22 protein-coding genes and 1 pseudogene are annotated in these 24646 nt (G+C 70.6%); 17 read left to right on the top strand and 6 right to left on the bottom strand.

From position 1 onward, the window contains the following. The first annotated feature begins 65 nt into the window (after positions 1-65). From L7N97_RS27730 to L7N97_RS27705, 6 genes are all read left to right on the top strand, one after another. Complete coding sequence (locus tag L7N97_RS27730; protein WP_237481861.1) at positions 66-1391, top strand: MFS transporter; 1326 nt, start codon at positions 66-68, stop codon at positions 1389-1391. 80 nt (positions 1392-1471) lie between these two features. Further along, entirely contained in the window at positions 1472-2596 is a 1125-nt protein-coding gene (locus tag L7N97_RS27725; RefSeq protein ID WP_237481859.1) for a DUF3443 family protein, read from the top strand. Positions 2597-2674: 78 nt separating this feature from the next. Then, a complete protein-coding gene (locus tag L7N97_RS27720; protein ID WP_237482455.1) occupies positions 2675-3409 on the top strand; it encodes a GntR family transcriptional regulator in 735 nt (244 codons plus the stop codon). A 62-nt stretch (positions 3410-3471) separates the two neighbouring features. After that, positions 3472-4776, top strand: a complete 1305-nt coding sequence (locus tag L7N97_RS27715; RefSeq protein ID WP_237481857.1) for an MFS transporter — start codon at positions 3472-3474, stop codon at positions 4774-4776. Positions 4777-4780: 4 nt separating this feature from the next. Continuing rightward, entirely contained in the window at positions 4781-5641 is an 861-nt protein-coding gene (locus L7N97_RS27710; protein WP_237481855.1) for an amidohydrolase family protein, read from the top strand. Between the two features lie 129 nt (positions 5642-5770). Further along, positions 5771-6277, top strand: coding sequence for a YrrC family ATP-dependent DNA helicase (locus tag L7N97_RS27705; RefSeq protein ID WP_237481853.1), 507 nt, complete (start codon positions 5771-5773; stop codon positions 6275-6277). Positions 6278-6360: 83 nt separating this feature from the next. Here L7N97_RS27705 and L7N97_RS27700 read toward each other — a convergent pair whose 3' ends face one another. Together L7N97_RS27700 and L7N97_RS27695 are read right to left on the bottom strand one after the other, a co-directional pair. After that, positions 6361-6552 (bottom strand): DUF2171 domain-containing protein, encoded by a 192-nt coding sequence (locus tag L7N97_RS27700; protein WP_237482454.1) that lies wholly within the window; start codon positions 6550-6552, stop codon positions 6361-6363. Positions 6553-6645: 93 nt separating this feature from the next. Then, positions 6646-7155, bottom strand: a pseudogene (locus L7N97_RS27695) (YsnF/AvaK domain-containing protein); the annotation flags it as partial. A gap of 305 nt (positions 7156-7460) precedes the next feature. Between L7N97_RS27695 and L7N97_RS27690 the strand changes: the two are divergent. Both L7N97_RS27690 and L7N97_RS27685 read left to right on the top strand, forming a co-directional pair. Continuing rightward, positions 7461-10403, top strand: a complete 2943-nt coding sequence (locus L7N97_RS27690) for a response regulator (RefSeq protein WP_237481851.1) — start codon at positions 7461-7463, stop codon at positions 10401-10403. A gap of 196 nt (positions 10404-10599) precedes the next feature. Continuing rightward, the gene (locus L7N97_RS27685) at positions 10600-10797 is read left to right on the top strand and encodes a hypothetical protein (RefSeq protein ID WP_237481850.1); all 198 of its coding nucleotides are present in this window, start codon (positions 10600-10602) and stop codon (positions 10795-10797) included. Between the two features lie 45 nt (positions 10798-10842). Here L7N97_RS27685 and L7N97_RS27680 read toward each other — a convergent pair whose 3' ends face one another. The 3 genes from L7N97_RS27680 to L7N97_RS27670 form a co-directional block, all read right to left on the bottom strand. After that, on the bottom strand, positions 10843-11373 hold the full coding sequence (locus tag L7N97_RS27680) for a YsnF/AvaK domain-containing protein (protein WP_237481849.1): 531 nt from the start codon (positions 11371-11373) through the stop codon (positions 10843-10845). 101 nt (positions 11374-11474) lie between these two features. After that, positions 11475-12719, bottom strand: coding sequence for a DUF2382 domain-containing protein (locus tag L7N97_RS27675; protein WP_237481848.1), 1245 nt, complete (start codon positions 12717-12719; stop codon positions 11475-11477). 296 nt (positions 12720-13015) lie between these two features. Continuing rightward, positions 13016-13897, bottom strand: a complete 882-nt coding sequence (locus tag L7N97_RS27670) for a LysR family transcriptional regulator (protein WP_237481847.1) — start codon at positions 13895-13897, stop codon at positions 13016-13018. A gap of 104 nt (positions 13898-14001) precedes the next feature. Between L7N97_RS27670 and L7N97_RS27665 the strand changes: the two genes are divergently transcribed. Next, positions 14002-14553 (top strand): OsmC family protein, encoded by a 552-nt coding sequence (locus L7N97_RS27665; RefSeq protein WP_237481846.1) that lies wholly within the window; start codon positions 14002-14004, stop codon positions 14551-14553. Positions 14554-14574: 21 nt separating this feature from the next. On the opposite strand, the gene L7N97_RS27660 is transcribed toward L7N97_RS27665, so the two are convergent. Beyond that, positions 14575-14811, bottom strand: coding sequence for a hypothetical protein (locus tag L7N97_RS27660; RefSeq protein ID WP_237481844.1), 237 nt, complete (start codon positions 14809-14811; stop codon positions 14575-14577). 97 nt (positions 14812-14908) lie between these two features. Here L7N97_RS27660 and L7N97_RS27655 point away from each other — a divergent pair, with 97 nt between their 5' ends. The 8 genes from L7N97_RS27655 (at position 14909) to L7N97_RS27620 (ending at position 24557) form a co-directional block, all read left to right on the top strand. Continuing rightward, positions 14909-15418, top strand: coding sequence for a hypothetical protein (locus L7N97_RS27655; protein WP_237481842.1), 510 nt, complete (start codon positions 14909-14911; stop codon positions 15416-15418). 13 nt (positions 15419-15431) lie between these two features. Further along, positions 15432-17672, top strand: coding sequence for an SF1B family DNA helicase RecD2 (gene recD2 / locus L7N97_RS27650; protein WP_237481841.1), 2241 nt, complete (start codon positions 15432-15434; stop codon positions 17670-17672). Between the two features lie 153 nt (positions 17673-17825). Further along, positions 17826-18680 carry a hypothetical protein gene (locus L7N97_RS27645; RefSeq protein ID WP_237481839.1) on the top strand — a complete coding sequence of 285 codons (855 nt, stop codon included), beginning with the start codon at positions 17826-17828 and terminating at the stop codon, positions 18678-18680. A gap of 41 nt (positions 18681-18721) precedes the next feature. Continuing rightward, the gene (locus tag L7N97_RS27640) at positions 18722-19321 is read left to right on the top strand and encodes a PilZ domain-containing protein (RefSeq protein ID WP_237481837.1); all 600 of its coding nucleotides are present in this window, start codon (positions 18722-18724) and stop codon (positions 19319-19321) included. A gap of 110 nt (positions 19322-19431) precedes the next feature. Beyond that, complete coding sequence (locus tag L7N97_RS27635) at positions 19432-20520, top strand: helix-turn-helix domain-containing protein (protein WP_237481835.1); 1089 nt, start codon at positions 19432-19434, stop codon at positions 20518-20520. Positions 20521-20778: 258 nt separating this feature from the next. Beyond that, the gene (locus L7N97_RS27630; protein WP_237481834.1) at positions 20779-21573 is read left to right on the top strand and encodes a metallophosphoesterase; all 795 of its coding nucleotides are present in this window, start codon (positions 20779-20781) and stop codon (positions 21571-21573) included. Positions 21574-21933: 360 nt separating this feature from the next. Further along, entirely contained in the window at positions 21934-22464 is a 531-nt protein-coding gene (locus tag L7N97_RS27625) for a hypothetical protein (RefSeq protein ID WP_237481832.1), read from the top strand. Positions 22465-22538: 74 nt separating this feature from the next. Further along, the gene (locus L7N97_RS27620) at positions 22539-24557 is read left to right on the top strand and encodes an AAA family ATPase (protein ID WP_237481831.1); all 2019 of its coding nucleotides are present in this window, start codon (positions 22539-22541) and stop codon (positions 24555-24557) included. The last annotated feature ends 89 nt before the right edge of the window (positions 24558-24646 follow it).

Genomic DNA, 24646 nt, shown 5'->3' with positions numbered 1-24646 from the left:
TTGACAGTCACACGACGCTGCCTGGTCAGCCTGGCGGCCCGCAAGGACGTCAGGGAGAAACGCGGATGAGTGACACCGATGACGGCCATCGAGCATCGGCCATCCGCAAGCTGAACTGGCGCCTGATGCCGTTCCTCATGGCCTGCTTTCTGGTGGCCTACCTCGACCGGTCCAACATCTCGGTCGCGGCGCTGACCATGAACGCCGACCTCGGGCTCACCACGGCCATGTACGGCCTCGCCGCGGGCCTGTTCTTCGTCACCTACACGGTGTTCGAGATCCCCAGCAACCTCGCCCTGGCGCGGGTCGGCGCTCGGCGCTGGATCGCCCGCATCATGGTGAGTTGGGGCGCGGTCGCGGCGCTGATGTGCCTCGTCCACGCGCCGTGGCAGCTCTACGGGATGCGCCTGCTGCTCGGCGCCGCCGAGGCCGGCTTCACCCCGGGCGTCATCTACTACCTGTCGCTCTGGTACCCGGCACGCGAGCGCGGCCGCGCCATGTCGATCTTCTATATCGGGGCGACGCTCGCCTCCGTCGTCGGGCTGCCCATATCGGGAGCGCTGCTCGGGCTCGACGGCGTCGCGGGCCTGGCGGGTTGGCGCTGGCTCTTCCTCGTCGAGGGCCTGCCGGCGATGGTGCTCGGCCTGCTCGTCCTCCTGCTGCTGCCCGAGACGCCGCGGGCCGCGCGCTGGCTGTCCGACGCCGAGAAGGGCTGGCTCGAAACGAGTCTCGCGGCGGATGCCCACGGTGGTGGCGAGGCCGCTCCCTCGCACGACTGGAAGCCGGCCCTGCGCAGCGGACGCGTGTGGGCCCTCGCGGCCTTCTGGCTCCTGCAGGCCTTCGGCACCATCGGCGTGACCCTGTTCATGCCGCTGATCGTGAAGGGCCTGTCGGGGCAGAGCAACTTCCTCGTCAGCCTGCTGTCGGCGCTGCCGTTCCTGCTCGCCTGCGTGCTCATGTACCTGAACGGCCGCAGCTCCGACCGCATGGGCGAGCGCGCCCTTCACCTCGGCCTGCCGCTGCTCGCCTCCGGCGTGCTGCTGGCCGGCTCGGTGTGGTGCGCCGAGGCCGGGGCTACGCTCGGCGCCTACATCCTGCTCGTCCTCGCCGTCGGGCTGAACTGGGCCTCGACGCCGGTGTTCTGGGCCGCCACGACCGACCAGCTTTCCGGCTTGGCCGCCGCGGCCGGCATCGCCCTCATCAACGCCATGGCGCAGTTCGCCGGCATGGGCCTGCCCCCGCTCGTTGGGCGCATCAAGGACGCGACCGGCAGCTACGACGCCGGCATCCTGCTCATCGCCGCGGCGCTGGCCGTGGGCGGCCTGCTCGGCCTCAAGGTCGCCGGTCGAGGACGGATGGGCGCGTCCAGTGCCGTGCCGGCGCAGGCATGAAGGCGAACGCCAGTCCGCTCGGGATGCATCGGACGGGACCTCACCACCCGCGAGGCTGGCCCGGGCTCGCCGTCCTCGCCATGGCTTTCGCCGCGACCGCCACGCCCTCGCACGCGATGGAACGGCCGAACGTCCTGCCGCTGGTGATGCGAACCCCGCACGGCGGCTTCAACCGCATGGTCGTGAGCGTCACCGTGTGCGAGCCGGGCACCGAGCGATGCGCCACGGTCGACGACGTGATGGTCGACACGGGCTCGACCGGCCTGAGGCTGGAGTCGTCGGCGGTGCCGACATGGCTGCGACTGCCGGCGTTCCCCGGTCCGGACGGCAAGTTGCTCGCCGAGTGCCTCCGCTTCGTCCACGACACGGCCTGGGGACCCCTGCACCGGGCCGACGTGCGCCTGGGCGGGTTGACCGCGAAAGGGCTTCCCTTGCAGGTCATCGACGACCAGGTGGAGCCACAGCCACAGGCGTGTCCGCACTCCGATGTCCGGCCCACGTCGAACGGCACCCTGGGCGTCGGCCAGCACCTGTTCGACTGTCAGGGTGCCTGCAAGCAGGGGACAAACGCGCCCGGCGTGTTCGTCCGGGACGGCGCGGAATGGTCGCCCAGCGAGGGAGCCATCGAGCCCGCCTACCGCCTACCGAACCCGGTCTCGTACCTGCCGGGGCACGACAACGGGATCATCATCGAACTGCCGGCATCGCCTGCCGGGGGCGCTCGCGAGGTCGCCGGCACGCTGACGTTCGGGGTCGATGCCGTGTCCGGCGACGGGGCCGGCACGGCAAGCATCCTGCACCTCGACGCGGCCGGCCGGTTCACGACCGTGCTCGACGGCAGGAGCTATCCCGCCAGCTACATCGACAGCGGGACGGAGACGTACATCCTGCGCGACGACAGCCTGCCGCGGTGCCGAGACATGGCCTGGGCGTACTGCGTCGAGCCCAGGCGTACGCTAGACGCGGAGATGGTCGGCATCGACGGGAAAAAAATTCCGACGAGGTTCGGCGTCGGAAACTACCAGGGCGTCCGGGAGCGTCACGCCGGGGCGTCCGACGATGTCGCCGAGGCTGCAGAGGCTCAGTCGACGGCCTTCGTGTGGGGCGCGCCGTTCTTCCTCGGGAGGCGGGTCTCGCTGGTGATGGATGGCAGGCGTATGGGCGACACGCCTGGCCTGGTCGGACCGTTCTACGCCGTGCAGTGAACGCGCAGTGCCGGCGTCGGCCCCGCTTGACCCAGCATATTTCCGACGGCACATTCATATAGATGAATGGATGAATCGATGTCCTTGCTCGCAGCCGCCGACCCGCGTCTCGCCCGCTACCAACAGCTTCGGGACGCCATCGTCTCGAAGGTGGTGGAGGGAACGTGGGCGGCGGGTGATGCCATCCCGACCGAGGCCGAGCTGGCACGGGATGCCGGTGTGGCGGTCGGCACGGTGCGGAAGGCGGTCGACCTACTCGTCGCCGAGGGCGTCCTCGACCGCGTGCAGGGGCGCGGCACCTTCGTGCGCCGACCGTCGCTCGACCGGTCACTGTTCCGGTTCTTCCGGCTGTCGGACGGGGACGACGTACGGTCCCTGCCACGTGCGCGCATCCTTGGACGGGCACGGGCGTCCTGTCCGCCGCAGGCCGCGGCGGCGCTCGGCCTGCGTCCCGGGAAGCCGGCCATCCGCCTCGACCGGCTCAGGCTCGACGGCGAGCGTCCGCTGCTGGTGGAGGAGATCTGGTTGCCCTCGGACCGGTTCGCGCCCCTGGAGGCACTGGCGCTCCATGAGTTTGGGGACCTGCTCTACCCCCTCTATGAGCGGCTCTGCGGTGAGGTCGTCGCGGTCGCGGACGAGACACTGACCGTCGACGTCGCGGATGCCGGCCAGGCCCGCACGCTCGGGCTCGAACCCGGTGCGCCGGTCGTCGTCATCGAACGCGTGGCGCGCGGCTACGACCGCCACCCCATCGAGTGGCGCCGCTCGCGCGGCCCGGCGGACCGCTTCCGCTATCGTGTGGAGATCCGCTGACCTCCGTCCCGAACAAACATCAGAACCGCCGGCAAGAGCGGAACACCGAGGAAATACGACAGATGATGGATTGGTACCGGTCCGGCTCCGACGCGGAGCGCAAGACCTTCTGGGCCTGCTTCGGCGGTTGGGCGCTCGACGCCTTCGACGTCCAGCTCTTCTCCTTGGTCATCCCGACGCTGCTCGGCCTGTGGCACATCAGCAAAGGGGACGCCGGCCTCATCGCCAGCGTCACGCTTGTCGCCTCGGCGGTCGGCGGCTGGGCCGGCGGCATGGTGTCGGACAGGGTCGGGCGCGTGCGCGCCCTGCAATGGATGATCCTGTGGTTCGCCGGCGCGACGTTCCTGTCCGCCTTCGCGCAGGGCTACTGGCAGCTCCTGACGCTCAAGGCCCTGCAGGGGTTCGGCTTCGGTGGCGAGTGGGCCGGGGGCGTCGCCCTGATGAGTGAGGCCATCCGGCCGCAGCACCGCGGCAAGGCGCTGGCCGGCGTCCAGAGCGCCTGGGCCGTGGGTTGGGGAGCGTCGGTGCTGCTGTTCACGCTGGTGTTCTCGCTGGTCCCGCACGACATCGCTTGGCGAGTGCTGTTCGCGGTCGGGCTGCTGCCCGCGTTGCTCGTCGTCTGGGTGCGCCGGAACATCGCCGAGCCCGAGGCGTCGCCGGCCCGCACGGCCGGCCTCGCGGGAGAAAGACCGTCGCCGCTCACCACGCTCCTCGGCGTGTTCTCGCCGGCGAACCTCCGCGTCACGCTGGTCGGCCTGCTCCTCGGCACCGGCGCGCACGGCGGCTACTACGCGGTCACGAGCTGGCTGCCGACGTACCTCGGCACCGAGCGTGGCCTGTCGACCCTCGGCACCGGCGCCTACCTGGCGGTCATCATCGCAGCCTTCTTCTTCGGCTGCCTCGCCGCGGCCGCGCTGCTCGACCGCATCGGGCGGCGCCTCACCATGGGCCTGTTCGCGGCCTCCTGCGTCGTGGTGGTGCTCGCCTACGTGTTCATCCCCTTCGGCAACACGGCGATGCTGTTCCTCGGCTTCCCGCTCGGCTTCTGCGCCGCCGGCATCCCGGCCTCCATGGGGGCGCTGTTCTCGGAACTCTACCCGTCGGGCGTGCGCGGCACCGGCGTCGGCTTCTGCTACAACGCCGGCCGCATCGTGTCGGCGGCCTTCCCCTTCCTGGTGGGGCACTGGAGCGAGAGCATCGGCCTCGGGGCCGCCATCGGCATCGACGCCGCAATCGGCTACAGCCTAGTGGTCGTGGCGCTGCTGATGCTGCCGGAGACGAAGGCGACCGTGCTGACCGAGGGCCTGGAGTCTCCCGTCCACCTCGGGGACGGCGACCTTGCCCCAGCCGCCGGCCCGCGCGGGTGAAGGCATGAGGGTCGACGCACACGCCCACGTCTTCGCGCGTGGCCTCACGCTGGCCGAGGGGCGCCGCTACGCGCCCGACTACGACGCCCCGCTCGACGCCTACCTGAAGATGCTCGACGCCCTCGGGCTCACCCACGGCGTCCTGGTGCAACCGTCCTTCCTGGGCACCGACAACGGCTACCTGTTGGCCGCCCTCGCGGCCGCGCCGGAGCGGCTGCGCGGCGTCGCGGTTGTCGACCCCGACGTGCCGCGGGACGAACTGGAGCGGCTGGCGGCGTCCGGCGTCGCCGGGATCCGGCTCAACCTGATCGGCGCACCGACACCCGACCTCGCCCGTGAGCCCTGGCGTGGTCTAATGCGGCGGGTGGTCGAGGCCGGCCTCCACGTCGAGGTGCAGAGCGAGGCGGCGCGTCTCGCCGGCCTCCTGCCGCCGCTGCTCGATGCGGGCGCTGCGGTGGTGGTCGACCATTTCGGCCTCCCCGACCCCACCCTTGGGGTGGACGACCCGTCCTGGCGCGCCATGGTGGCGCGGGCCGTCGACGAGCCCCGGATGTGGCTCAAGCTATCCGGTTCCTACAGGCTTGGGCCAGACGGGGCGACACTGGCGAGCCGTCTGGCGCCCATGCTGCGCGAGGCATTCACGAGCCGGCGATTGTTGTTCGGCACCGACTGGCCGCATACGCGCTTCGAAGGGGCGGACAGGGCGGCGGACGCCCTCGACGACCTCGCGACCTGGGTACCCGATCCAGGGGAGCGTGCCTTCTGTCTCTGTGCTGCGCCACATGAGCTGTTCGGGTTCGATCCATCCTCCAGGGCTGACGTGCGAGGCGGGGTGGCCACCCGGCCGCCCCAGGGAGAGGGCTGATCCGGGTTGGCACGAACTGCAGGCCCCTATCCGGGCGGGCCTGTCCCGCCACGGCCGCACGTGCGACGCTCGCCGACATGAGCATCGGTTCCGCCAATGCGACGTTGACCCCCGACGGAGAACCCCACCGTGCTATTCGAGCGGGTGACGTTCCACGACGAGGAGAACGGCTCCTGCGTGCCGCGCCTGAAGGCGCGGGGGCTGCATGACCTCGTCACCGTCGTCGGCCACGCCGCGATGGTCTTCGCTGGCGAGGGAGTTCGGGCCGCCGGCATCCGAAGTAGCCACCGCACGCTTGGCTTGCTGTTCCAGGCCGAACTGCCTCGCTCATCGACCGTTCAGCACCCTGCCGGCCATCTCCTACCAGGGCTCCCCGGACGTTCTCGCGAAACCGGATGGGATCCCGACTGGGAGGCTCCCATGGCAAACCACGAAAGCGGTATAGTGGCTGATAGGTCGAGTCCGACCGGCACCGGCGGCATCGCCACGCTGCGGGGGGACGTGACGACCATGCGTGCCGCAGCGGCCGTCCAGGCACGACGGGTGAACGCTCCATGGTCGGAAGCTGCCAGATCCACCCCGGCCGAGGTGCCAGGTGCGTTCCCAATTCGTTTGCTCGACGTCGGGCCAGCGTAAGTTTGAGCCCTTGATATCTTCGATGGCGAAGGCGTGACGGCCGGCCTCGGGCGTCTTGTCCCGAGGCTGGTCGTGGCGACCGATCAAAGAGGCGACTTCATCTCCGACACGGTCTTGTTCAGGTGGACGTGCCGGTCGACGTGGTCCACCCACGTCAGCGGCACGAAGTGGTGTTGCCCATCCGGGGACGTGCTCCTGGCGAGCTTGAACCTGTCCGGTCCGTCCATGTGGTCGACGGTGCCCACCTTGGTGCCGTCCGAGGCGTACACCTCCATGTGCTCGACGATGCGGCCGTCGTCGCTGCCCTCGCGGACACCACGCGCGCCGGCGACGCCGGTCCCGGTGCGCCCGTCCTCGATCTCGACCTCGGTGTGGCGCACCGTGTCACGGATCGTCTCGATCCTGTCGTGCGCCTCCTTGCGCAGCGAGATCTCCTCGACCACGCGGACCTCCTTCGAGATGACCGCTTCCTCGGCGAACTCCTCAAGTTCGATGGTGCGGTCCTGAAACAGGGCGTCAGCGCCGGTGACGACCCTGTCGACCGGACGGCGGTCGACCCGGACGGTCTCGTCATGCAGCGAGACCTGCTCCTCCACCGGCGTCTCGACGACATGTGAGCGGACCTTGACGGCTCCGTGGCTCACCTCGCGCTTGCCGACGTCGAGCCGCTCTTCGTAGAGCTTGATGACGTCGCCGACTTCGGATTTCTCGCCCGTCCCGGTCAGGCCGCCGTTGCCGCCGTCGCGGCGGTCATGGGCCGCGTTCTGCCGACGCACCAGGAAGGCTTCGAGGTCGCCATCGGCCGCGTCCTTCAGCTCGACGATGGGTATGCCGGCCGCCTTGGCCTCCTCCGCGCAGGCCTTGGCCTGGTCGTGCATCTCCGCCTTGCGTTCAACGTGCCCCTGCGAGTGCAGGTTCATCTCGACCCACTGCTCCAGCCACTGCACGACGTCGATGCCAGCCATCGGAAACACTCCAGGTTCGCCGCCGTGCCGCTCACTCGGCCATCGCGGACCAATGAGCGCAACTCAGCCGTGCCGGAAAGGTGCCGCAGTCCCGGCAGGGTTCGGCCCCCATCGTCCTGGCCGCGTAGGTCCGGAAGGGGTATGTCGGCGCTCAACATGAGCCCGTTCCCGTCACTTAGGCAGTGACGGAAACCCAGGCACGCGTCGAGGGAATGTCGATGGTCGAGGACGCGAGCACGCCGTCCACGGGGATGACTCTGGAAGGAGAGCGGGACGGCCTGCTTCCGCTGTCATGGCTCGCGGCGCTCATCCTCCTCGCATCGCTGGCCGGTGCGGTCTGGGCCTATCAGCGCGACCGCGGCATCGACGCGGCCGTGCGGCACGACAACGCCCTCGTCATCGCCACCGAGCGCCTCCTGTCCGGCCTCAAGGACGTCGAGACGGGGCAGCGCGGCTTCGTCATCACCGGCGAGGAGCAGTACCTCGAACCCTACGAGTCGGGCGTGGCCGCGGTCGGGCCCGACCTGAAGACCGTACAGGCGCTCGACGGCGAGGATGGGCGTACCCTGGGCACCCTCGTCGAGAGCCGGCTGAACGAGGCCGCACGCGGCATCGACGTCTACCGGACGCAGGGAGCCGCCGCGGGGGCGGCCTTCGTACAATCGGGGACGGGGAAGGCCGACATGGACCGGGTCCGGGCCGCGGTCGCCCGCGAGCAGAAGATAGCCGACGAGCGCATCGCCGCCGCCGAGGCGAGCCGGGCCTTGGACGATGTCCTCCGAGCCCTCTCGGTCATCGGGCTCGTGGTGGCCTGCGCCGGCTTGGCCGCGGTCGCCCTGCTGCGGCGCCGGGCGCACCGCGCCAGCCAGGCGCTGCTCACGGGCGTGTTGGAGAACGCCCCCATCGGCCTGGGCTTCCTCGACGGTTCCCTGCGGATCCGGCACGTCAACGGTGCCCTCGCCAGGATGAGCGAACGGGCGTTGAGCGCCGCGCCCGGCATGCTGATCTGGGAGGTGATCCCGCAGCTCCGCGCCTCTCTGGAAGGCAAGCTCCAGCAGGTCCTCCAAGGGGGGCGCACCCTCGCCAACGTCGAGGTGCAGGCCGCCAGCAACCTCCGACAGGACCAGGTCAGGTCCTTCCAGGCCAGCTTCTACCCGCTGCGACGGCCGGGGGACGCGGGGTCGGGTGACGGCATCGGCATGGTGATCGCCGACGTCACTGCGAGGAAGCGGGCCGAACGTTCCACCAAGGAAGCGGAGGAGCGCTTCCGGACGCTGCTCGCGGCCAGCGCCGCGGTGATCTGGACCACCGACGCCAGTGGTGCCTTCGTCGCGTCCCAGCCGAACTGGAATCGCTTCACCGGTCAATCGACCGAGGAGGCCATGGGGTGGGGACGCCTTGCCTGCCTCCACCCCGAGGACCTCGACGCCGTCAGGGTCGCTTGGCGCAACGCCCTGGTGTCGCGGACCCCCATCATCTCCGAGCACCGCCTCCGCCGCCACGACGGCGCTTGGCGCTACATGTCCCTGAACGTGGCCCCGGTGCTGGAAGAGGACGGAACCGTCCGCGAGTGGGTGGGGTCAGACGTCGACATCACCGAACGCAAGGAAGCCGAGGTGGCTCTGACCTCCGCCAAGGAGGCCGCCGAGGCCGCCAACCGCGCCAAGAGTTCCTTCCTGGCCAACATGAGCCACGAGCTGAGGACGCCCCTGTCCGCCGTCATCGGCTACAGCGAGATGATGGAGGAAGAAGTCGAGGACCTCGGCGAGCGGGGCCTGCTGACCGATCTCGCCAAGATCAAGTCCAACGCCCGCCACCTGCTCAGCCTGATCAACGACGTCCTCGACCTCAGCAAGATCGAGGCGAACCGGATGGACACCTTCGCGGAAGACGTCGACGTCGCGACCCTGGTGGAGGAGGTGACAGGGACCGTGGGGGCCCTGGTGGCGCAGAAGGACAACAGCCTCGCCGTCGAGGTCGCGCCCGACGTCGAGACGATGCATACCGACGTCGTCAAGCTGCGCCAGTGCCTGTTCAACCTGCTGAGCAACGCCTCCAAGTTCACCGAGAACGGGACGATCACGCTGCGGGCCCGTCGCGAGGGAGCGGGGACCGACTCCGTCCTGATCTTCAGCGTCGCCGACACCGGCATCGGCATGACCGAGGAGCAGCTCGGCCGCCTGTTCCAGAGGTTCGCCCAAGCCGACGAGACGACGACGCGCAAGTTCGGCGGCACGGGCCTCGGCCTCGCGCTGACCCGCGCCTTCGCCCACCTGCTCGGCGGCGACATCTCGGTGCGGAGCACCTACGGCGAGGGCACGACCTTCACCCTGCGCCTGCCCGCACTGATGCCCGAGCAGCACCTCGAAGAGGACGGCACGACCTCGCTGGACACCGTACGCCAGGAGGGAGCTGACGAACGCCAGACGGTGCTGGTGATCGACGACGACCGCGCTCAGCTCGACCTCATGGTCAAGTTCCTGGAGCGGCAGGGCTTCAACGTGCGCACGGCGTCGAACGGGCCGAGCGGCCTTGAGGTGGCCCGTGCGGTGAAGCCCCGCGCCATAACGCTCGACGTGATGATGCCCCACGTCGACGGTTGGGCGGTGCTCACCGCACTGAAGGGCGACCCGGAACTGGCGAAGATCCCGGTCATCATGGTCACCTTCAACAACGATAACAGCCTCAGCGCCACGCTGGGCGCGGCCGACCACGTCGACAAGCCGGTCCGGTGGGACAAGCTGAAGTCCGTCATGGAGCGGTTCCGCGACGCCGAGGGCGACGTCCTCGTCGTCGACGACGACCCGAGCGTAAGGGAACGCCTGCGCTCCACCCTGGAACGCCAGGGGTGGAGCGTTGTTGAGGCGGTCAACGGACGCGACGCGCTGGTCAAGGTCATGCACGGGCCGCCGCGCGCCATCCTGCTCGACCTCAACATGCCGGTGATGGACGGCTTCCAATTCCTGCACGACCTGCGCGAGAAGCCCGGATGCGCGGACATCCCCGTCATCGTCTTCAGCGCCCGGGACATCACCGCCGCGGACCGCAGGCGCCTGCACGACGCGGACCGGATCCTGGCCAAGACGACGAGCCTGCGGGACGTGGCGGCGGAGCTTTCCGCGCTGGTGCCGAAGGACGACGGTGAAAGCCTGGCCCAGTGACCCGGAGAACCCTCAGGTGCCGGACGTCCGAGGTCAACGACGCGCGTCGGTTCAGCGTCGGTTCACCGGGGTCGTGAGGTGACTGCGTTGCATGAGGTTCGCTCGGCGGCGTCCCGACCAACGTGACCTGACCATGACCACCTTTCGTCTAACCCTGTCGTGCGCCTTGCTGGTCGCACTCGGATCAATCCGGCCGGTGTCGGCCCAGGTCGCCGTACCCGACGCCCTGCAACAGGAGGCCATGACCTGCGTCGGCGAGGCGGCCCAGATCTGCCCTGACGTGTGGACCGCCCCGGACCACGGGCTCGCCTGCATGACCGGCAAGCGGCAGGGTTTCAGCCCTCGATGCCGCGTCATCTACGACAAGGTCGCCCGCGCCCTGAAGGTCAGGTGAAACCTCGGCCGTTTGGTTGGGAACAGCCGTCCAGTCCGGTCGGTGTCAACTTGCAGGGGACGTTGGATCGTCGGTCATGGGCAGAGGTGGCGCCGCGTCCCGGCCGTCGAGGCGTCGGACCACGGCGTGCTGACGCAGCAACGTCACCGGCTCCCTCACGGTCTCCCGCTCAAGGACATGGCGGACGTGGAGTTCCTCCACCAGGAAGAGCTGCTTCACCATCACCAGACGTTCCTCGACCACGGGGATTATGGTGGTGCCGCCCTCGGCGCGGGCGGCCGGAGCCGCATCGACGACCTGACCAATGGGAACGCGGGTCACCTCGACCCGGTACCGGTCCAGTTCGACCTCGGCGACGGCGTCGACGACCTCGGTGCGGGTGCCGACCTGGACGCCGCCGGTCGACCTGCGTCGCTTCCCGACAGACAGGCGCTCCTCGACGACCTGGAGCGTCCCGCCTTCCCCAAGCTCGGCATGCGATGTCGGGAACGCTTCGACCACCTCCACGACGCTGGCCAGCCGCACAGCGTCTTCGCCCGGCCCAGGTACGGTGGTCGTTCTCGGCAGGTCGGGCATGGTCGGGTTCCTGAGCCTGATAGATTTTCAAGACGCGGTCGGGCGGTCCGGCCCGACCGCATCCTACCAACCCCCGAGATGCCTCGGAGGTCGGGACTGTATCAGGCCGCCTTCCAGCGCCGCATGGCCTCGGCCGCCGCGATGCTCAGCATGGCCTTGCCGTCGACGGACCTGACTAGGTCGGTCGGAAGGAGGTGATGCTGCCCGTCCGCCGCGGCGTCCTTGCGCTTCAGCTTCATCATCGCGCCCTCGACGCGGTCGACGATGCCGACGTGCACGCCGTCCGAGCCGACCACCTCCACGTCCTTGACGAGCCGAGACAGGAAGTTCGCCGTCGTCCCTACCGCGGCGGTCGCGGCCGCGCCGAGCGTACGCCCGTCCTCGATGTCCACCTTCGTGGAGCGAACGGTGTCGCGAACCGTCTCGACGCGGTCCGACACGTCCTTGCGGATGCCGATCTCCTCGACGACGCGCGCGGTCTTGGCCACCACCGCCTCCTCGTCGATTTCCTCCAGCTCGATGGTGCGCTCGCGGAAGGCGTCCTCACCCAGGGCCGTCACGGGACGGTCGACGGCGTGGCGGTCGATGCTGACCGTCTCGTCGCGCAGGGTGACGTCCTCGGACACCTCACGCTCGACGACGTAGCTGTGCAGGCGCACCTTGCCGCGGCTGACAGCGCGCTTGCCGACGTTGAGCCGCTCCTCGACGACCTGCACGACGTCCTCGCCGGCGCGTCCGGCCGTGGCGGTGTCGAGCACCGGCTTCGGGGCGACGGGGACCGGAGCCTTGGCCACGGGGGTCGGCGCCACGACCGGCTTCGGCGCGAGGACCGGGGCACGTTCGGCCACGGTCTCGGTCTCGACGACCCGGGCGGGCGTGGTCTGGCCGGCCAGGGCCATGCCCATCGCGCCGCCTGCGGTCGCGGCCGTCGAGGCGGAGGTCGCCGGGGCGCCGGTCCAACCCTCGCTGCGCCAGGTCTCCTCGTGCTCGTCGAGGTCGATGGAGCCGTGCTCCTCGACGATGGCGATGGCTCGGTCGAGCTGGGCGTCGGCGACGTGGGCGGTCAGCAGCACGTGGCCGCGGCGGACGCCCTCGGCATAGACGTGGTGGTCGTCGGTGCCCCCGAACAGCTCCTCCAGCGAGGCCCAGAAGCCGGTCTTGCGCGGCGTGTCGACCGCGGTGCGGTCGTCGCCGTAGAGGCCGTACTCGTCGCGGGCGGTGTCGGGCGAGACGATGACGTCGGAAGCCGGGATGCCGGACTGGCGCAGCTTCTCCGCGGCGCGGTCGGCGTAGTCGCGGGTCTCATAGAAGGCGGTGATGGTGTGCTTCTGCAGGGTGGTGGCCATGGTGTTCCCCTCGGGGGCGAAAGCTTCGGTGGGTGAGGATGGAAGGTCCCGAACGGCGTGGTCACGTCGTTCGGCTTCTCGTCGAGAACCTCGGGCCCTGTCGGCGCGCACGGGTCCGTTCCCTCCCGGGGGGAAGGTCGATGGATGTGTCGTGTGTGAGACGGCGTTCGACCGCCGTACCGTGCCGGCGCCCGCCCTGGGCATCGTCGGTGCGGCGATGACGCATAAACCGGGGCGGGCCGTCCTGGATGCGGCCGAAATTCGCCGACCCACTATGCATCGATGCACCGCAGGCCTCAGTCGGGGAGGAAGGCTCCCACCGCCTCGGCGATGACGGCCGACGTCGCCCGGATGCGCGGGGTCGAACGGCTGTCCTTGTGGACCAGGATGCACACCTCCGCCGGCGGGGGTGAGGTCGGGGTTTCGAGCCGCGTCAAGGAGGGATCGCGGTCCGCCCTGAACCGGGCGAGGCAGGCGAGCCCGCCGCCGCTGCGGGCGGCGACGACCAGGGCCTCGTGGCTGCTCGTCTGCAGGCCGGGCCGGGCGCGGGACGCAAGTTCCATCACCCACCGTTCCTGCTCGTCGCCGTCGACGTCGTCCATCGACGTCATCAGGCGGTGGCCCGTGCAGCCCGACGCGAAGTCCGGGTGGCCGTGGCGCTGCAGGTAGAGCGGCGACGCATAGAGGCTGAAGGCCACGCGCCCGACGCGGCGCACCATGAGGTCGTTGCGGTCGGAGGGGGCCATGCGCACCGAGATGTCGGCCTCGCGCATCGCCAGGCTCACCTCAAGCGGGTTCGGCACGAGTTCCACACGGATCTCCGGATGGTGGTGCTGGAGCGCCACGAAGCAGGGTGCGAGCACGTGCACGGCCAGCGTCTCCGTGCAGGACACCCGCACGGTGCCCTGCAGCTTCCCGTCGTGGCCGCCCACGGCGCGCTCGATGGTCAGCGCCTCGACCTCGACGCGCTCGGCCTGGCTTCGCACCGCCTCGCCGGCGAGGGTCAGGCGGTACCCGTCCGGCGTCCTGTGCAGGAGGCGCACGGACAGGTTCTCTTCCAGCGACGCGAGCCTGCGCCCCACCGTGGACTGGGCGACCCGCAGGTCCTTGGCGGCCGCGGTGAGGCTGCCATGGCGGGCGACGGCGAGGAAGAAGCGCAGATCGTCCCAATCCAGCATCCCGGCTCCATGCGTTTTCGCATTTCCAGAAAGCGTTTCTACTCCGGCCTTCCGGTGAACCGAAACCGTTGTCGGTCGGGGCAGGCATCGCGAGGAGCGTCGACGTGACAGAGCTGACCGATCATGAGCCGAGGGTCGATGCGGTGTCCCTCGACGCAACGATGCCCGACGCGAGCCATCCGCTCCCGGCGCCGGAGAACCTACGCCGTCTGGCATGCAGGACCGTCGCCACGACGAGGCTTCGGCAGCGGCATCACGTCCGCCACCTGGAGCCCTTCGGCAGCGGCACGGCGGAGGCCGCGGAGGATGGCACTCTGCTGTCCGAGGATGAGGAGCCGCACCCGTCCGAGATGCTGCTGGCGGCCCTGGGGGCCTGCCTCACGGTCGGCATCCAGGCCAACGCGGTGGCGCGCGGGATCCCGCTCCGTAAGCTGGAGGTCCACACCGGAGGTGACATCGACGCTTCCGCCCTCTGGGCGACCGGTCCGAGGCGACCCGGGCCACTCGGATTCCAATCCATAACCGTCGACATCCTCATCGACGCAGACGTGCCGCGGGACGCACTGAAGTCGGTGGTGGACTACGCCGTGCTCTGGTCGCCGGTGGCCAATACACTCCACGACCCAGTGAATATCGTCGTCGGTTTGCGAGCCTGATGTTCGTCCGGCATGCGTCCTTCACTCACGGGAAGCTTGGGCGACCATCGCCTTCACCGCTCGCCTGAAGTCGCGCCGGCTGTTGATGGCCCAATGGGCGTCGAACGAAGCCGCATCGTGGGCTGCATCGACCATGGCCTCCGTGGGCTTCGCGAGCGGCCCGAGTGCGGCGAGCGCCAGCCGCCGATACCGTTCGGTGTCCGTCCCGAAGTCGGCGGCATCGGCTTTCGCGATGGCTCGCCCGATGAGGTCGATCATCGTGCCCCCGGCGGCGTCGGATCGGCGTGGCATGCGTGACCCCTTACATGATGCCGGGACATCCGGAGGTGGTTGGTTGAAGGATCTCGGTTCCCGCATGACCGCGGCCTCCCTGTTCATCCGGGATCGTATCGCACAGGGTGCGGCGGACCTGATGGTCGCCCATTTTCGCGTCGGGCCGTTCGGGGTAGCGACGGGTGTGTTGCGGACCGCTGCCGTCCTGCAAGCGGCCACGATCACGACCAAGGTCATCTCGGGTCATCTGCAAGCCGGAAGCGTGTTCGACGTCGCCATGGCCGGCATCTTCTGCTGGGTCTGCGTGATCTGGTCGAACCTGACGGCGGTGGCTGCGCGTCGACCGCCCCGCTTCGGGGCCGCCACGGCGAGCGCCCTGCGGCGGGACGACTACCTTCCCCTGATCCTGATGATCGTTGCCTTCCTTACCTGGGACGCATGGGACCTCTTCGCGGGTGCATCGCTCACGGACGCGCTCACGACCGTATCGGACTTCGTCCAGGGTCTGGGCTTCCTGCTGGGATCCACGCTCTGGCGTGACCTTCCGCGAAGCCGTCGTCGCGTCCACGTCCCCGCGCCGTCCATGACCTGAGGCGACGAGGCACGTGGGCCCAGCGTCGACGCCTGCCTCGTCGTCCGGGGCTCCCAGGGAGAACCTCGCCGGGCTGGTCGAGCGCGTGACGTTCCACAACGAGGAGAACGGCTTCTGCGTGCTGCGGCTCAAGGCTCGGGGGCAGCGCGACCTGATCACCGTCGTCGGCCACGCCGCCATGATCTCGGCCGGTGAGTGGGTCCAGGCCGCCGGCACCTGGACCAACGACAGCACGCACGGCCTGCAGTTCCGGGCCAGCTTCCTCAAGGCGACCGCACCCACGACGGTCGAGGGCATCGAGAAATATCTCGGCTCGGGCATGATCCGCGGCATCGGCCCGGCCTACGCCAAGCGGCTGGTGGAGGCGTTCGGCGAAGCCGTGTTCGACGTCATCGAGGCCGACCCGTCGCGCCTGCGCGAGGTCGAGGGCATTGGCCCCGTCCGCGCCCGGCGCATCGCCGCCGGTTGGGCCGAGCAGAAGGTGGTGCGCGAGATCATGCTGTTCTTGCACGCCCACGGGGTCGGGACCTCGCGGGCGGTGCGGATCTACAAGACGTACGGCGCCGAGGCCGTGGCGACCATCACCGAGAACCCGTATCGGCTTGCACGCGACATCCGCGGCATCGGCTTCAAGACGGCCGACCAGGTCGCCGGCAAGCTCGGCATCGCCAAGGACGCCATGGTCCGCGTCCGCGCCGGCGTCAGCTACGCGCTCGCCGAGGCCATGGACGAGGGCCACTGCGGCCTGCCGGAGAACGATCTCCTCCGGACCGGGGCCGAGCTATTGGAGGTCACGGCCGAGCGGCTGACGGCCGCCCTGGCGTTGGAGCTGCAGGACGGTGCCGTCGTGGCCGACACGGTTGGGGAACGGCGCTGCGTGTTCCTGGCCGGCCTATACCACGCCGAGCGCGACATCGCCGAACGCTTGCGGACTCTTGCCGCCGGCGAGGCGCCCTGGCCATCCATCGACATCGACCGGGCCGTTCCTTGGCTGGAAAGCCGCGGCGGCCTGACGCTCGCCCCGAGCCAGCGCGAGGCTCTGCGCCTCGCCGCGGCGAGCAAGGCCCTGGTCATCACCGGGGGGCCGGGAGTCGGCAAGACGACGCTGGTCAACTCCATTCTGAAGATGCTGGTCGCGAAGGGTGTCGCCGTCGCGCTCTGCGCCCCCACAGGCCGCGCGGCGAAGCGCCTGACCGAGTCGACCGGTGTCGAGGCGAAGACGATTCACCGCCTGCTGGAGACCGACCCGAAGAACGGCGGCTTCAAGCGCGACGAGGCGAACCCGCTCCCGTGCGACCTGCTCGTCGTCGACGAGACGTCCATGGTGGACGTGCTGCTGATGAAGGCGCTGCTGCGCGCCCTGCCGCCGCGGGCCGCGCTGCTGCTCGTCGGCGACGTCGACCAACTCCCCTCGGTCGGGCCGGGGCAGGTGCTCGCCGACGTGATCGGCTCCGGCGCCGTGCCGGTGGTGCAGTTGACCGAGGTGTTCCGGCAGGCCGCGACGAGCCGAGTGATCGTCAACGCGCACCGGATCAACGCGGGGCAGATGCCAGAGGCGACGCCGGCCGGGGCAGAGCGGAGCGACTTCTACGTCGTGGACGCGGCCGAGCCGGAGACCGCCGTGGCGAAGGTGCTCGCCATCGTGCGCGAGCGGATCCCGCGCGCCTTCGGCCTCGACCCGGTCCGCGACGTCCAGGTGCTGTGCCCCATGAACCGCGGCGGCGTCGGCGCCCGCGCGCTGAACGCCGAGCTGCAGAAGGTGCTGAACCCACCCGGCGAGGTACGTGTGGAGAGGTTCGGCTGGACCTACGGGCCGGGCGACAAGGTCATGCAGGTCGAGAACGACTACGACAAGGAGGTCTACAACGGAGACCTCGGCATCGTAACGCGCATCGACGCGGAGGCGGGCGAACTTGTCGCCACGTTCGACGGCCGCGAGGTCACCTACGGCTTCGGCGAGCTGGACGAGTTGGTGCTGGCCTACGCGACCACCATCCACAAGGCGCAGGGGTCCGAGTACCCTGCCGTGGTCATCCCGGTGATGACCCAGCACTACACCATGCTGGCCCGCAACCTGCTCTACACCGGCGTGACGCGGGGCAAGCGCCTCGTCGTGCTGGTCGGCCAGCGCAAGGCCATCGCCATGGCGGTCAGGAATGGCGGGCAACGCCGGCGATGGTCGAAGTTGGGCGAGTGGCTGGCGGTCGCCACCGCAGGCGCCCGTACCAAAATGGATTCATCTCGCGTCAACTGAGCGGTACGCCTCCGACGACCGACGCCTTGAACCCCTTCCCAGGTGGGAGCGTCCCGAAGCGTACGCCTCGACCTATCGTCCTCTGCATGCCGGTATCTCCCGATTCGGGTTCCACCCCCGGGCGAGACGGCACTGTCGAGTGAGGGGCAATCCATGAGCGCGGTGGCGGCGAGGTCGATGCTGTGGTCGGCGCGGGACGGCGCCGACGCCGAGACGGGACAGGCCCATGGCGGTGCGGGCACGACCCATCCCATTGACGCGGCCACCGCGGAACGGACGCGGGCGGCCATCGGGCAGGCGGCGTCGCGGGCGAGGGTGGCACGGCAGGCGTTCTCCGCGGAACGTGCCCGCGCGTGCCGGATCGACACCGCCGTCGCCGGTGCAGGGCTGGCCGGACTGGCTTGCTTGTCGCTGCCGATGGCCGCGGTGCAGGCGCCGTGGGGCGGCGACTGCCAGTCCCTGGCCACCATCGCCGGCCTGCTCCTCCTCGCGCTGCCCACCGTCCGTGCTGCCTGCGGCGCCGGAGCGCGTGAGGACACCGCGGACACGCTCCTGGCCGCCGCCGCGGCCCGTGCCGGCGCGGTCGTGACGCTCGGCAACCGGCTCCTGCGGGAACTCCGCGAGGCCCATGGTGGTCCGGCCACGTCGGCGACGCTGCGCCTCGCGCGCGGCATGCTGGACGCCGTCGAGGCCGAGGCGGAATCCGTGGCGGCGACGGCCCGCGAGGGCCACGCCCGCAGGGCCGCGGCACGGCACGCCCGCATCGTGCCGAGGATGCGCAAGGTCATCGTGACGACGGGCGACGGGCGTCGCCTGACCGGCAGCATCCAGGATGTCTCGCTGTCGGGGGTGGCGTTCTCCGAACCCCTTCCTCGGGTCGGCGTGGGTGACATGGTGGGCGTGGGCCAGCGGATGGCGCGCGTGGTGCGGACATGGGAGCGCGGGCTCGCCATGCAGTTCACGGAGCCGCTGGACCGGGGGACGTTCGACGAGTGGGTCACGCTGTGAGCCACGCCCGCCATCCGATGCTCCCGACCGAGACCAGCCCGATGCTCCCTGTCCACGAGATCACGACCGATGCCCTCGACGCGGTGCACGACGTCCGGCTCCCCGGCCGTTTCCTGGCGCAAGGCGTCGGGGAACGCCCCTGTACCCTGGTCTCGCACTACCGGGGACGCCTGAACATGAGCACCGATAAGGTCGGCAGCATGGCCGACGACGGCCGGGTCGTCGTCTACCTGGACTTGGTGGGCCGCATCGAGGGCGAGGCGGTGTGGACGTCCGACGACGCTTTCAGCCTCGGCATCGCGGCCCCGCCGGACAAGCGCGTCCGGCTCGCACGACAGTTCGCGAAACTCGCCCGCCTGCCACCCGATGGCCGGGATGAGTTGCGCGGTCAGCATCGCGTCAGGCCGGACGTCGATGCCGTCGAGATCGTGCGCGGCACGGGTGAACGCATCCGTGCCACGCTGGTCGACCTGTCCCGCTCGGGCGCCGCCATCAGGTCCGTGACCCTGCCCCGTGAGTACGAGGATGTCACGGTCGGGCGAACGCCGGCCCGGGTGGTCCGCCGGTTCGACGGTGGTTTCGCCGTCGCCTTCAGGCGCCTGCTGCCGTTGGAGACGTTCGACGCCTCCTACCGTCTCTGAGGCGGACCCCTGGCAAGCCGACGTGAACAGTCGGCTGCTACCATCGAACGAGTCCGGCCGCTCAAGGTCTCGACTCCCAATCGGCCCCCGAACCCCGGATCCAGGAATCGATGGACGGCGACGCTTTGCTGAGGGCCGCGCAGGAGATGCTGGGCGCGGCGATGTCGGATGGGGCCTGGATGCCGGCCTTGGAGAACCTGATGAAGCGGATGGGCGTCCTGGGCGGTGGGGTCGCCAGGACGACGCCGCCGCGCATGTTCGCCATCCCGTCCAGCGGCGTCCGCCAGCAGTTCCTGGATTTCCAGTCCGGACGGACCCCACCGCTCACGCGACGTAGCCACATCCGGACCGACCCGGCGGCCGGCTTCATCACCGAGGGTATGGCGTTCGGCCCGGAGGGGCGCCGCAGGGACCCGTTCTACAACGAGTTCCTGGTTCCCCGGCACTGCGTCCACCAGGCATCGGCATTCCTCGACCGAACGGACGAGGGCGACCTGAACCTCATCACGTACAGGTCCGCGCGCGAGGGCGACTACGAGTCTGACGAACTCACGGCGTTTGGCACGATGCTGCCCTACCTGCGGGCCGCCGTGATGGCCTCCCGCTCCCTCATGCGCGCGGGCGCACGGCGCGTGGCGGAGCCGTTCGAGCGCCGCGGGGAGCCGGTCATCCACCTCGGGCACGACGCCCGTGTGCTGGACCTGAACCCCGCGGCGCGGGACGTGCTCGGGCTGGAGATCCAGGTGGTGGCCGGACGGTTGGTGGCGCCGTTCGCACCGGACCAGTCCCGGCTCGACGCCGCCCTCCGGATCACCCTGCAGGACGGCAGGCCCACCATGACGACGCTGATGGGCAGTGAACGGGCATCGACCGTTCGCCTCCTGCTCATGCCCGTGGTGGGTGCGGCGTTGGACCTGTTCGACCTGACCGCGGCCGTGGCCATCCTGATCGACTCGTCGCGTCCGCCTCCCGTCGACGAGGAGGCACTCTCGCTCATGATCCAGGCTGGCGGGCTCGCGCCGCGCGAGGCGGCGGTGGTGCGAGTTATCGCTTCGGGGGGAACGCCCCGCGACGCGGCCGCACGCCTGAATCTGACCTTCGATACGGCCCGCGTCTACCTGAAGACTGCGTACCAGAAGCTCGGGGTTCATGGGCAGGTCGACCTCGCCTTGCTTGCGAGACGTGTGTCAGCTTCCTGAGGTGGACAACCTCCGGCCTGGCTTCACCCTTCGCTCACCCTACCGAAGCGACGAGCTTGTCCTACAAGCTCGGAGGCACATCTTCGGTCCTGCCATGATGACGTTCGCGCGACACGGGAAGATCAAGGACGCTGCCTGACGCGGCCCGCGGCCGCGCGCGTCAATGCCGGCTGCCCCCATCCCTGACGTGGCGCCCGGCCTTCCGTGTCATCGCCCCGTCCCGGCCATCACCGGCGGGCGTACGCCTCGGCTCCCGTCATGCGCCTCTGGACCTTCTCCGACCTCCACCTCGATGCGGGGGGGAACGCCCCCGACCCGCTCCCGCGCGCCCCGGCCTCGTTCGACGCCGTGGTCGTCGCGGGCGACCTGTCGTCGCCGCTGACCGGGGCCCTCGATTGGCTGCACGAACGCCTGCCGGGCGTGCCGGTGGTCTACGTCGCCGGCAACCACGACGCCTGGTGCGGTCCCGACGCCGTCGACCGCTACACGCTCGACGACCAGATGCTGCGCGGCCGCGGGCTGGCAGCGCGCCACGGCATCAGCTTGCTGGAGGACGACGCCGCCGTCATCGCGGGCGTACGCTTCCTCGGCGCCACGCTGTGGTCCGACCTCAGGCTGACCGCGCGGCTGACGACGATGGACCCGGCCCGCGTCGTGGGACGCGGCATGCTGGACTACCGACGCGTCAGGCGCAGGAGGAGCGGCCGCCACCACTACGTCCGGCCGTCCGACCTGCTGGCGCGCCACCACGCGTCCCGTGCCTGGCTGGAGACGGAGTTGGCCCGGCCGCACGACGGGCCCACGGTCGTCGTCACGCACCACGCCCCCCACCCCATGTCGCTGACGGACCCCTACGACCTGCTCGCGGGGGCGTACGCCTCGGACCTGTCCGCGACGATGCTCCGGCACGGGCCCGACCTGTGGGTGCACGGCCACGTCCACGGCCGCGCGGATTACCGCGTCGGCGATACCCGAGTGGTCTGCAACGCCCGTGGCCACTGGGACGAGACGAGCGCCGTCACGTTCGACCCCGCGCTCGTGTTCGAGGTCTGACGATGCCTGCCACGACATATCCCGCGACGGTCATCGAAGGTCGGCAGGCGGCCCGCGCAGTCGACCGTGCGCGTTGGTTAACGCTCGCCCAAGTCACGGCGGACGCTCGACTTTCCGGTTTCGGCGCGCGTCGAGCAGACATCGCCGCGCGGACTTTTCGGCCATCGCGGCCCTACCGGGGCTGGAACCGTCCAAGCATGTTCTCTATTTGTTCGACCATGACGAACCTGTCCAAACTCTCGCGGCTCCTGCCCGCCTGGCGAAAACGCCAGCGCGGCGCCGGCTGCGCGCGTCCCCCCGCGTAGCCCGCGACGGACCATGGACCCGCCGGGGGACGCGTGCGTCGCGGAACCCCTGGTCATGAACGAGTACGTCCCCCTCTTCACCTCCCCGCGGACCGTCAGGCCCGTCCCCTACGTGACCGACGTCGCGCGCCTCGCGCTCGTCCGCGCGTCGCTGGACCCCGAGGTGTCCGCCATCGAGCCGGTACCCTCCGGCTGTGGTCGCGCCGGCACGCCGGGCCGCGTCGCCATGGTCGTCGACGCCTTCGGCGAGGTCGTACCGCTGCGCATCGTCGACGACGTCCTGGCCGAGGGGCTGGACGCTTCCGGGCTGGCGTACGCCCGGCCCATGCTGGACGCCAACCACCGGGCCCTCGACATGGTCTGGGCCTGCCGCCGCCGCTACGTGCACGCCAGCGACCAGGTGCGCGTCCTGCACTACCTCGACGTCTGCGGCGGCGAGTGCCCGCTCATCGAACTCGCGCAGGCCACGACGTCCTCCCACGACGGCGTGACGACCATCCTCGCCCTCGCGTGCCGGGGCCTCGTCAGCCTCGCGCTCGACGCCCCGCTGAGTCCCGAGACCAGGGTCAAGCGCAGCCGCGCCTGAACCTCCGAGCCCTCGACACCCATCGCGCGCGGCCACGGTCACGGACCTCCCGCGCCATCCAGCGGAACACCACCATGGACATCGTTCAACTCGCGGCCCAGCACGCCCACGAAGACTTCGACGGCGAGCCGGCCGAGGCCGGGCAGCCCCGACCCGACCTCCTCGACGTCACGCGCCGTGCCTTGCGCGGCGACGACCGCGCCACGGAACGCGCCCTCGTCGCCCACTCCATCCGCGGCGTGACGACCGTCGCCCAGCGCCGACGGCTTGTCGCCGCTCCCGGGCTGGCCGCGGTCGTCCGCGTGCCGACTGCGGCGTGGGTCGGCCCCGTGGCCCGCATCCTGCGCGGCTCGGCGGAGTGGGGGTACGTGTACGAGGCGCCGGTCCAGCGTCGACGCTCGGCCGAGGACACGCACGACCGCACCATCGCCAACGCGCTGGCGCAGGGCATGCGGCTGCTCGGGATCTCCCCGGATCCCGAGCGGTTGCTGCCGCCGACCCTGGTCTCGGCCTGCGACCTGAGGATCGACGTCGCGTTCCCCGACGCCGACCTGCTCGCCGCCGTGGTCCGCTCGGCCGTCGGCCGACGCCACCCGCTGCCGATGGAGTCCTACGACGCCACCGGCCTCGACCTGCCGGACATCGTCGCCGCCATCCGGCTCAACTCGACCCCCGTCGAGTGCCTCGTCCGCCTGGAGCGCGCCAGGGCCTCGCGGCTCGCGCCCGACCCCGGCGTCGCCGACGCGCCCCGGCTCGCGGACCTGCACGGCTACGGCGAGGCGATGGCGTGGTGCCAGGACCTGCTGCGCGACCTCGCCGAGTGGCGCGCGGGCCGTACACCGTTCCCCAATGGCAGCGCACGTGCCGTGCTCGCCGGACCGCCCGGCACCGGGAAGACTCAACTGGTCCGCTCCCTGGCCCGCGAGGCGGGCATGCCGCTCGTCGCGACGTCAATGGCGTCCTGGTTCACGAACTCGTCTGGCAACCTCGACGGCGTACTCCGGCAGGTCGACGCCCTTTGGGAGCGCGCGCGTGCCGTCGCCCCGGCCGTGGTGCTCATCGACGAACTGGACGCCCTGCCGAACCGTGCCGGGATGGAGGCGCGCGACCGCACCTGGTGGACCCCTGTCGTCACGCACGTGCTCCTGTCGCTCGACGGCGCGTGTTCCGGCGTGACGGACGGCCTCGTCGTCGTCGGCTGCACCAACCATGTCGGCATGCTGGACGAGGCCTTGGTGCGTCCCGGCCGCCTGGAGCGCGTGATCCAGGTGCGCACGCCCGACGACCCCGTGGTTCGGGAGGCCATCATGCGCAGCCACCTCGGCGGCGACCTCGCCGGCGAGGACCTTTCGCCGGTGGCGCTGGCGACCGCCGGCGCGATGGGGGCCGACCTGATGGCGCTGGTCCGTGACGCCCGTCGCCGCGCCCGCGTCGCCGGACGTCCCCTGGGCGTGGTCGACCTGATGGCGCTGGCCGCCCCGCCGGTGAGGCGTACGCCCGACGACGACCGGACCTGCGCCGTCCACGAGGCCGGCCACGCCGTGGTCGCCACGATGCTGGGGCTGCGGGTGACCGCCGTGTCGCTGGTCGAGACGGCGACCTACGCGGGCACGGTTACCGTCGACCGCGGGCGTCCGGGCGCGATGTTGCGTGCCGGCCTGGAGCGCGAGGTGTCGATCCTCCTCGCGGGCCTCGCCGCCGAGCAGGTCGTCCTGGGCGTACGCTCCGCCGGCGGCGGCGGCTCGCCCACCTCGGACCTCGCGCAGGCGACGGCGATCCTTGCCTGCGTCCACGGCGAGCAGGGCCTCGGCCGCACGCTGTCCTACGTCCCCTGCCACGTCGGCAGGCTGGCGCCGCACGTCGCCGAGGCCGTCGAGCACGACCTGCAGCGCCTGTTCCGCGCGACGATGACGCTGCTCGCGTCGCGGCGCGACGCCCTGGAGCGTGTCACGGCACGCCTCCTCGTCGAACGCGTCCTGTCCGGCGACGTCGTGCGCGGGTTCCTCGGCGAACCCGGGCCCGCGGTCGAGGGGTGCCTCGCACCGAAGCGGCCCCGGCGCCCCGGCAAGCGCAGGCCTCCCACCGCCGGCTGACGGCCCGCGGCGCCCGGCGCGGCGCCGCCATCCCGAATACCGACGCTCCCCGCCGCGCGACGCCCGCGCGGCGAACGCCCCGCCATGCG

It is taken from the genome of Lichenibacterium dinghuense (assembly GCF_021730615.1).
GTDB lineage: Bacteria > Pseudomonadota > Alphaproteobacteria > Rhizobiales > Beijerinckiaceae > Lichenihabitans > Lichenihabitans dinghuensis.
This window is presented reverse-complemented; position numbering and strand designations above follow the sequence as displayed.

What these genes read in the sequence shown, in the direction of transcription:
- L7N97_RS27730 (WP_237481861.1), top strand. Translation starts at nt 66, where the DNA reads ATGAGTGACACCGATGACGGCCATCGAGCATCGGCCATCCGCAAGCTG.
- L7N97_RS27725 (WP_237481859.1), top strand. Translation starts at nt 1,472, where the DNA reads ATGGCTTTCGCCGCGACCGCCACGCCCTCGCACGCGATGGAACGGCCG.
- L7N97_RS27720 (WP_237482455.1), top strand. Translation starts at nt 2,675, where the DNA reads ATGTCCTTGCTCGCAGCCGCCGACCCGCGTCTCGCCCGCTACCAACAG.
- L7N97_RS27715 (WP_237481857.1), top strand. Translation starts at nt 3,472, where the DNA reads ATGATGGATTGGTACCGGTCCGGCTCCGACGCGGAGCGCAAGACCTTC.
- L7N97_RS27710 (WP_237481855.1), top strand. Translation starts at nt 4,781, where the DNA reads ATGAGGGTCGACGCACACGCCCACGTCTTCGCGCGTGGCCTCACGCTG.
- L7N97_RS27700 (WP_237482454.1), bottom strand. Translation starts at nt 6,552, where the DNA reads ATGGAGGTGTACGCCTCGGACGGCACCAAGGTGGGCACCGTCGACCAC.
- L7N97_RS27690 (WP_237481851.1), top strand. Translation starts at nt 7,461, where the DNA reads ATGGTCGAGGACGCGAGCACGCCGTCCACGGGGATGACTCTGGAAGGA.
- L7N97_RS27680 (WP_237481849.1), bottom strand. Translation starts at nt 11,373, where the DNA reads ATGCCCGACCTGCCGAGAACGACCACCGTACCTGGGCCGGGCGAAGAC.
- L7N97_RS27675 (WP_237481848.1), bottom strand. Translation starts at nt 12,719, where the DNA reads ATGGCCACCACCCTGCAGAAGCACACCATCACCGCCTTCTATGAGACC.
- L7N97_RS27670 (WP_237481847.1), bottom strand. Translation starts at nt 13,897, where the DNA reads ATGCTGGATTGGGACGATCTGCGCTTCTTCCTCGCCGTCGCCCGCCAT.
- L7N97_RS27660 (WP_237481844.1), bottom strand. Translation starts at nt 14,811, where the DNA reads ATGATCGACCTCATCGGGCGAGCCATCGCGAAAGCCGATGCCGCCGAC.
- L7N97_RS27655 (WP_237481842.1), top strand. Translation starts at nt 14,909, where the DNA reads ATGACCGCGGCCTCCCTGTTCATCCGGGATCGTATCGCACAGGGTGCG.
- L7N97_RS27645 (WP_237481839.1), top strand. Translation starts at nt 17,826, where the DNA reads ATGAGCGCGGTGGCGGCGAGGTCGATGCTGTGGTCGGCGCGGGACGGC.
- L7N97_RS27640 (WP_237481837.1), top strand. Translation starts at nt 18,722, where the DNA reads ATGCTCCCTGTCCACGAGATCACGACCGATGCCCTCGACGCGGTGCAC.
- L7N97_RS27635 (WP_237481835.1), top strand. Translation starts at nt 19,432, where the DNA reads ATGGACGGCGACGCTTTGCTGAGGGCCGCGCAGGAGATGCTGGGCGCG.
- L7N97_RS27630 (WP_237481834.1), top strand. Translation starts at nt 20,779, where the DNA reads ATGCGCCTCTGGACCTTCTCCGACCTCCACCTCGATGCGGGGGGGAAC.
- L7N97_RS27625 (WP_237481832.1), top strand. Translation starts at nt 21,934, where the DNA reads ATGAACGAGTACGTCCCCCTCTTCACCTCCCCGCGGACCGTCAGGCCC.
- L7N97_RS27620 (WP_237481831.1), top strand. Translation starts at nt 22,539, where the DNA reads ATGGACATCGTTCAACTCGCGGCCCAGCACGCCCACGAAGACTTCGAC.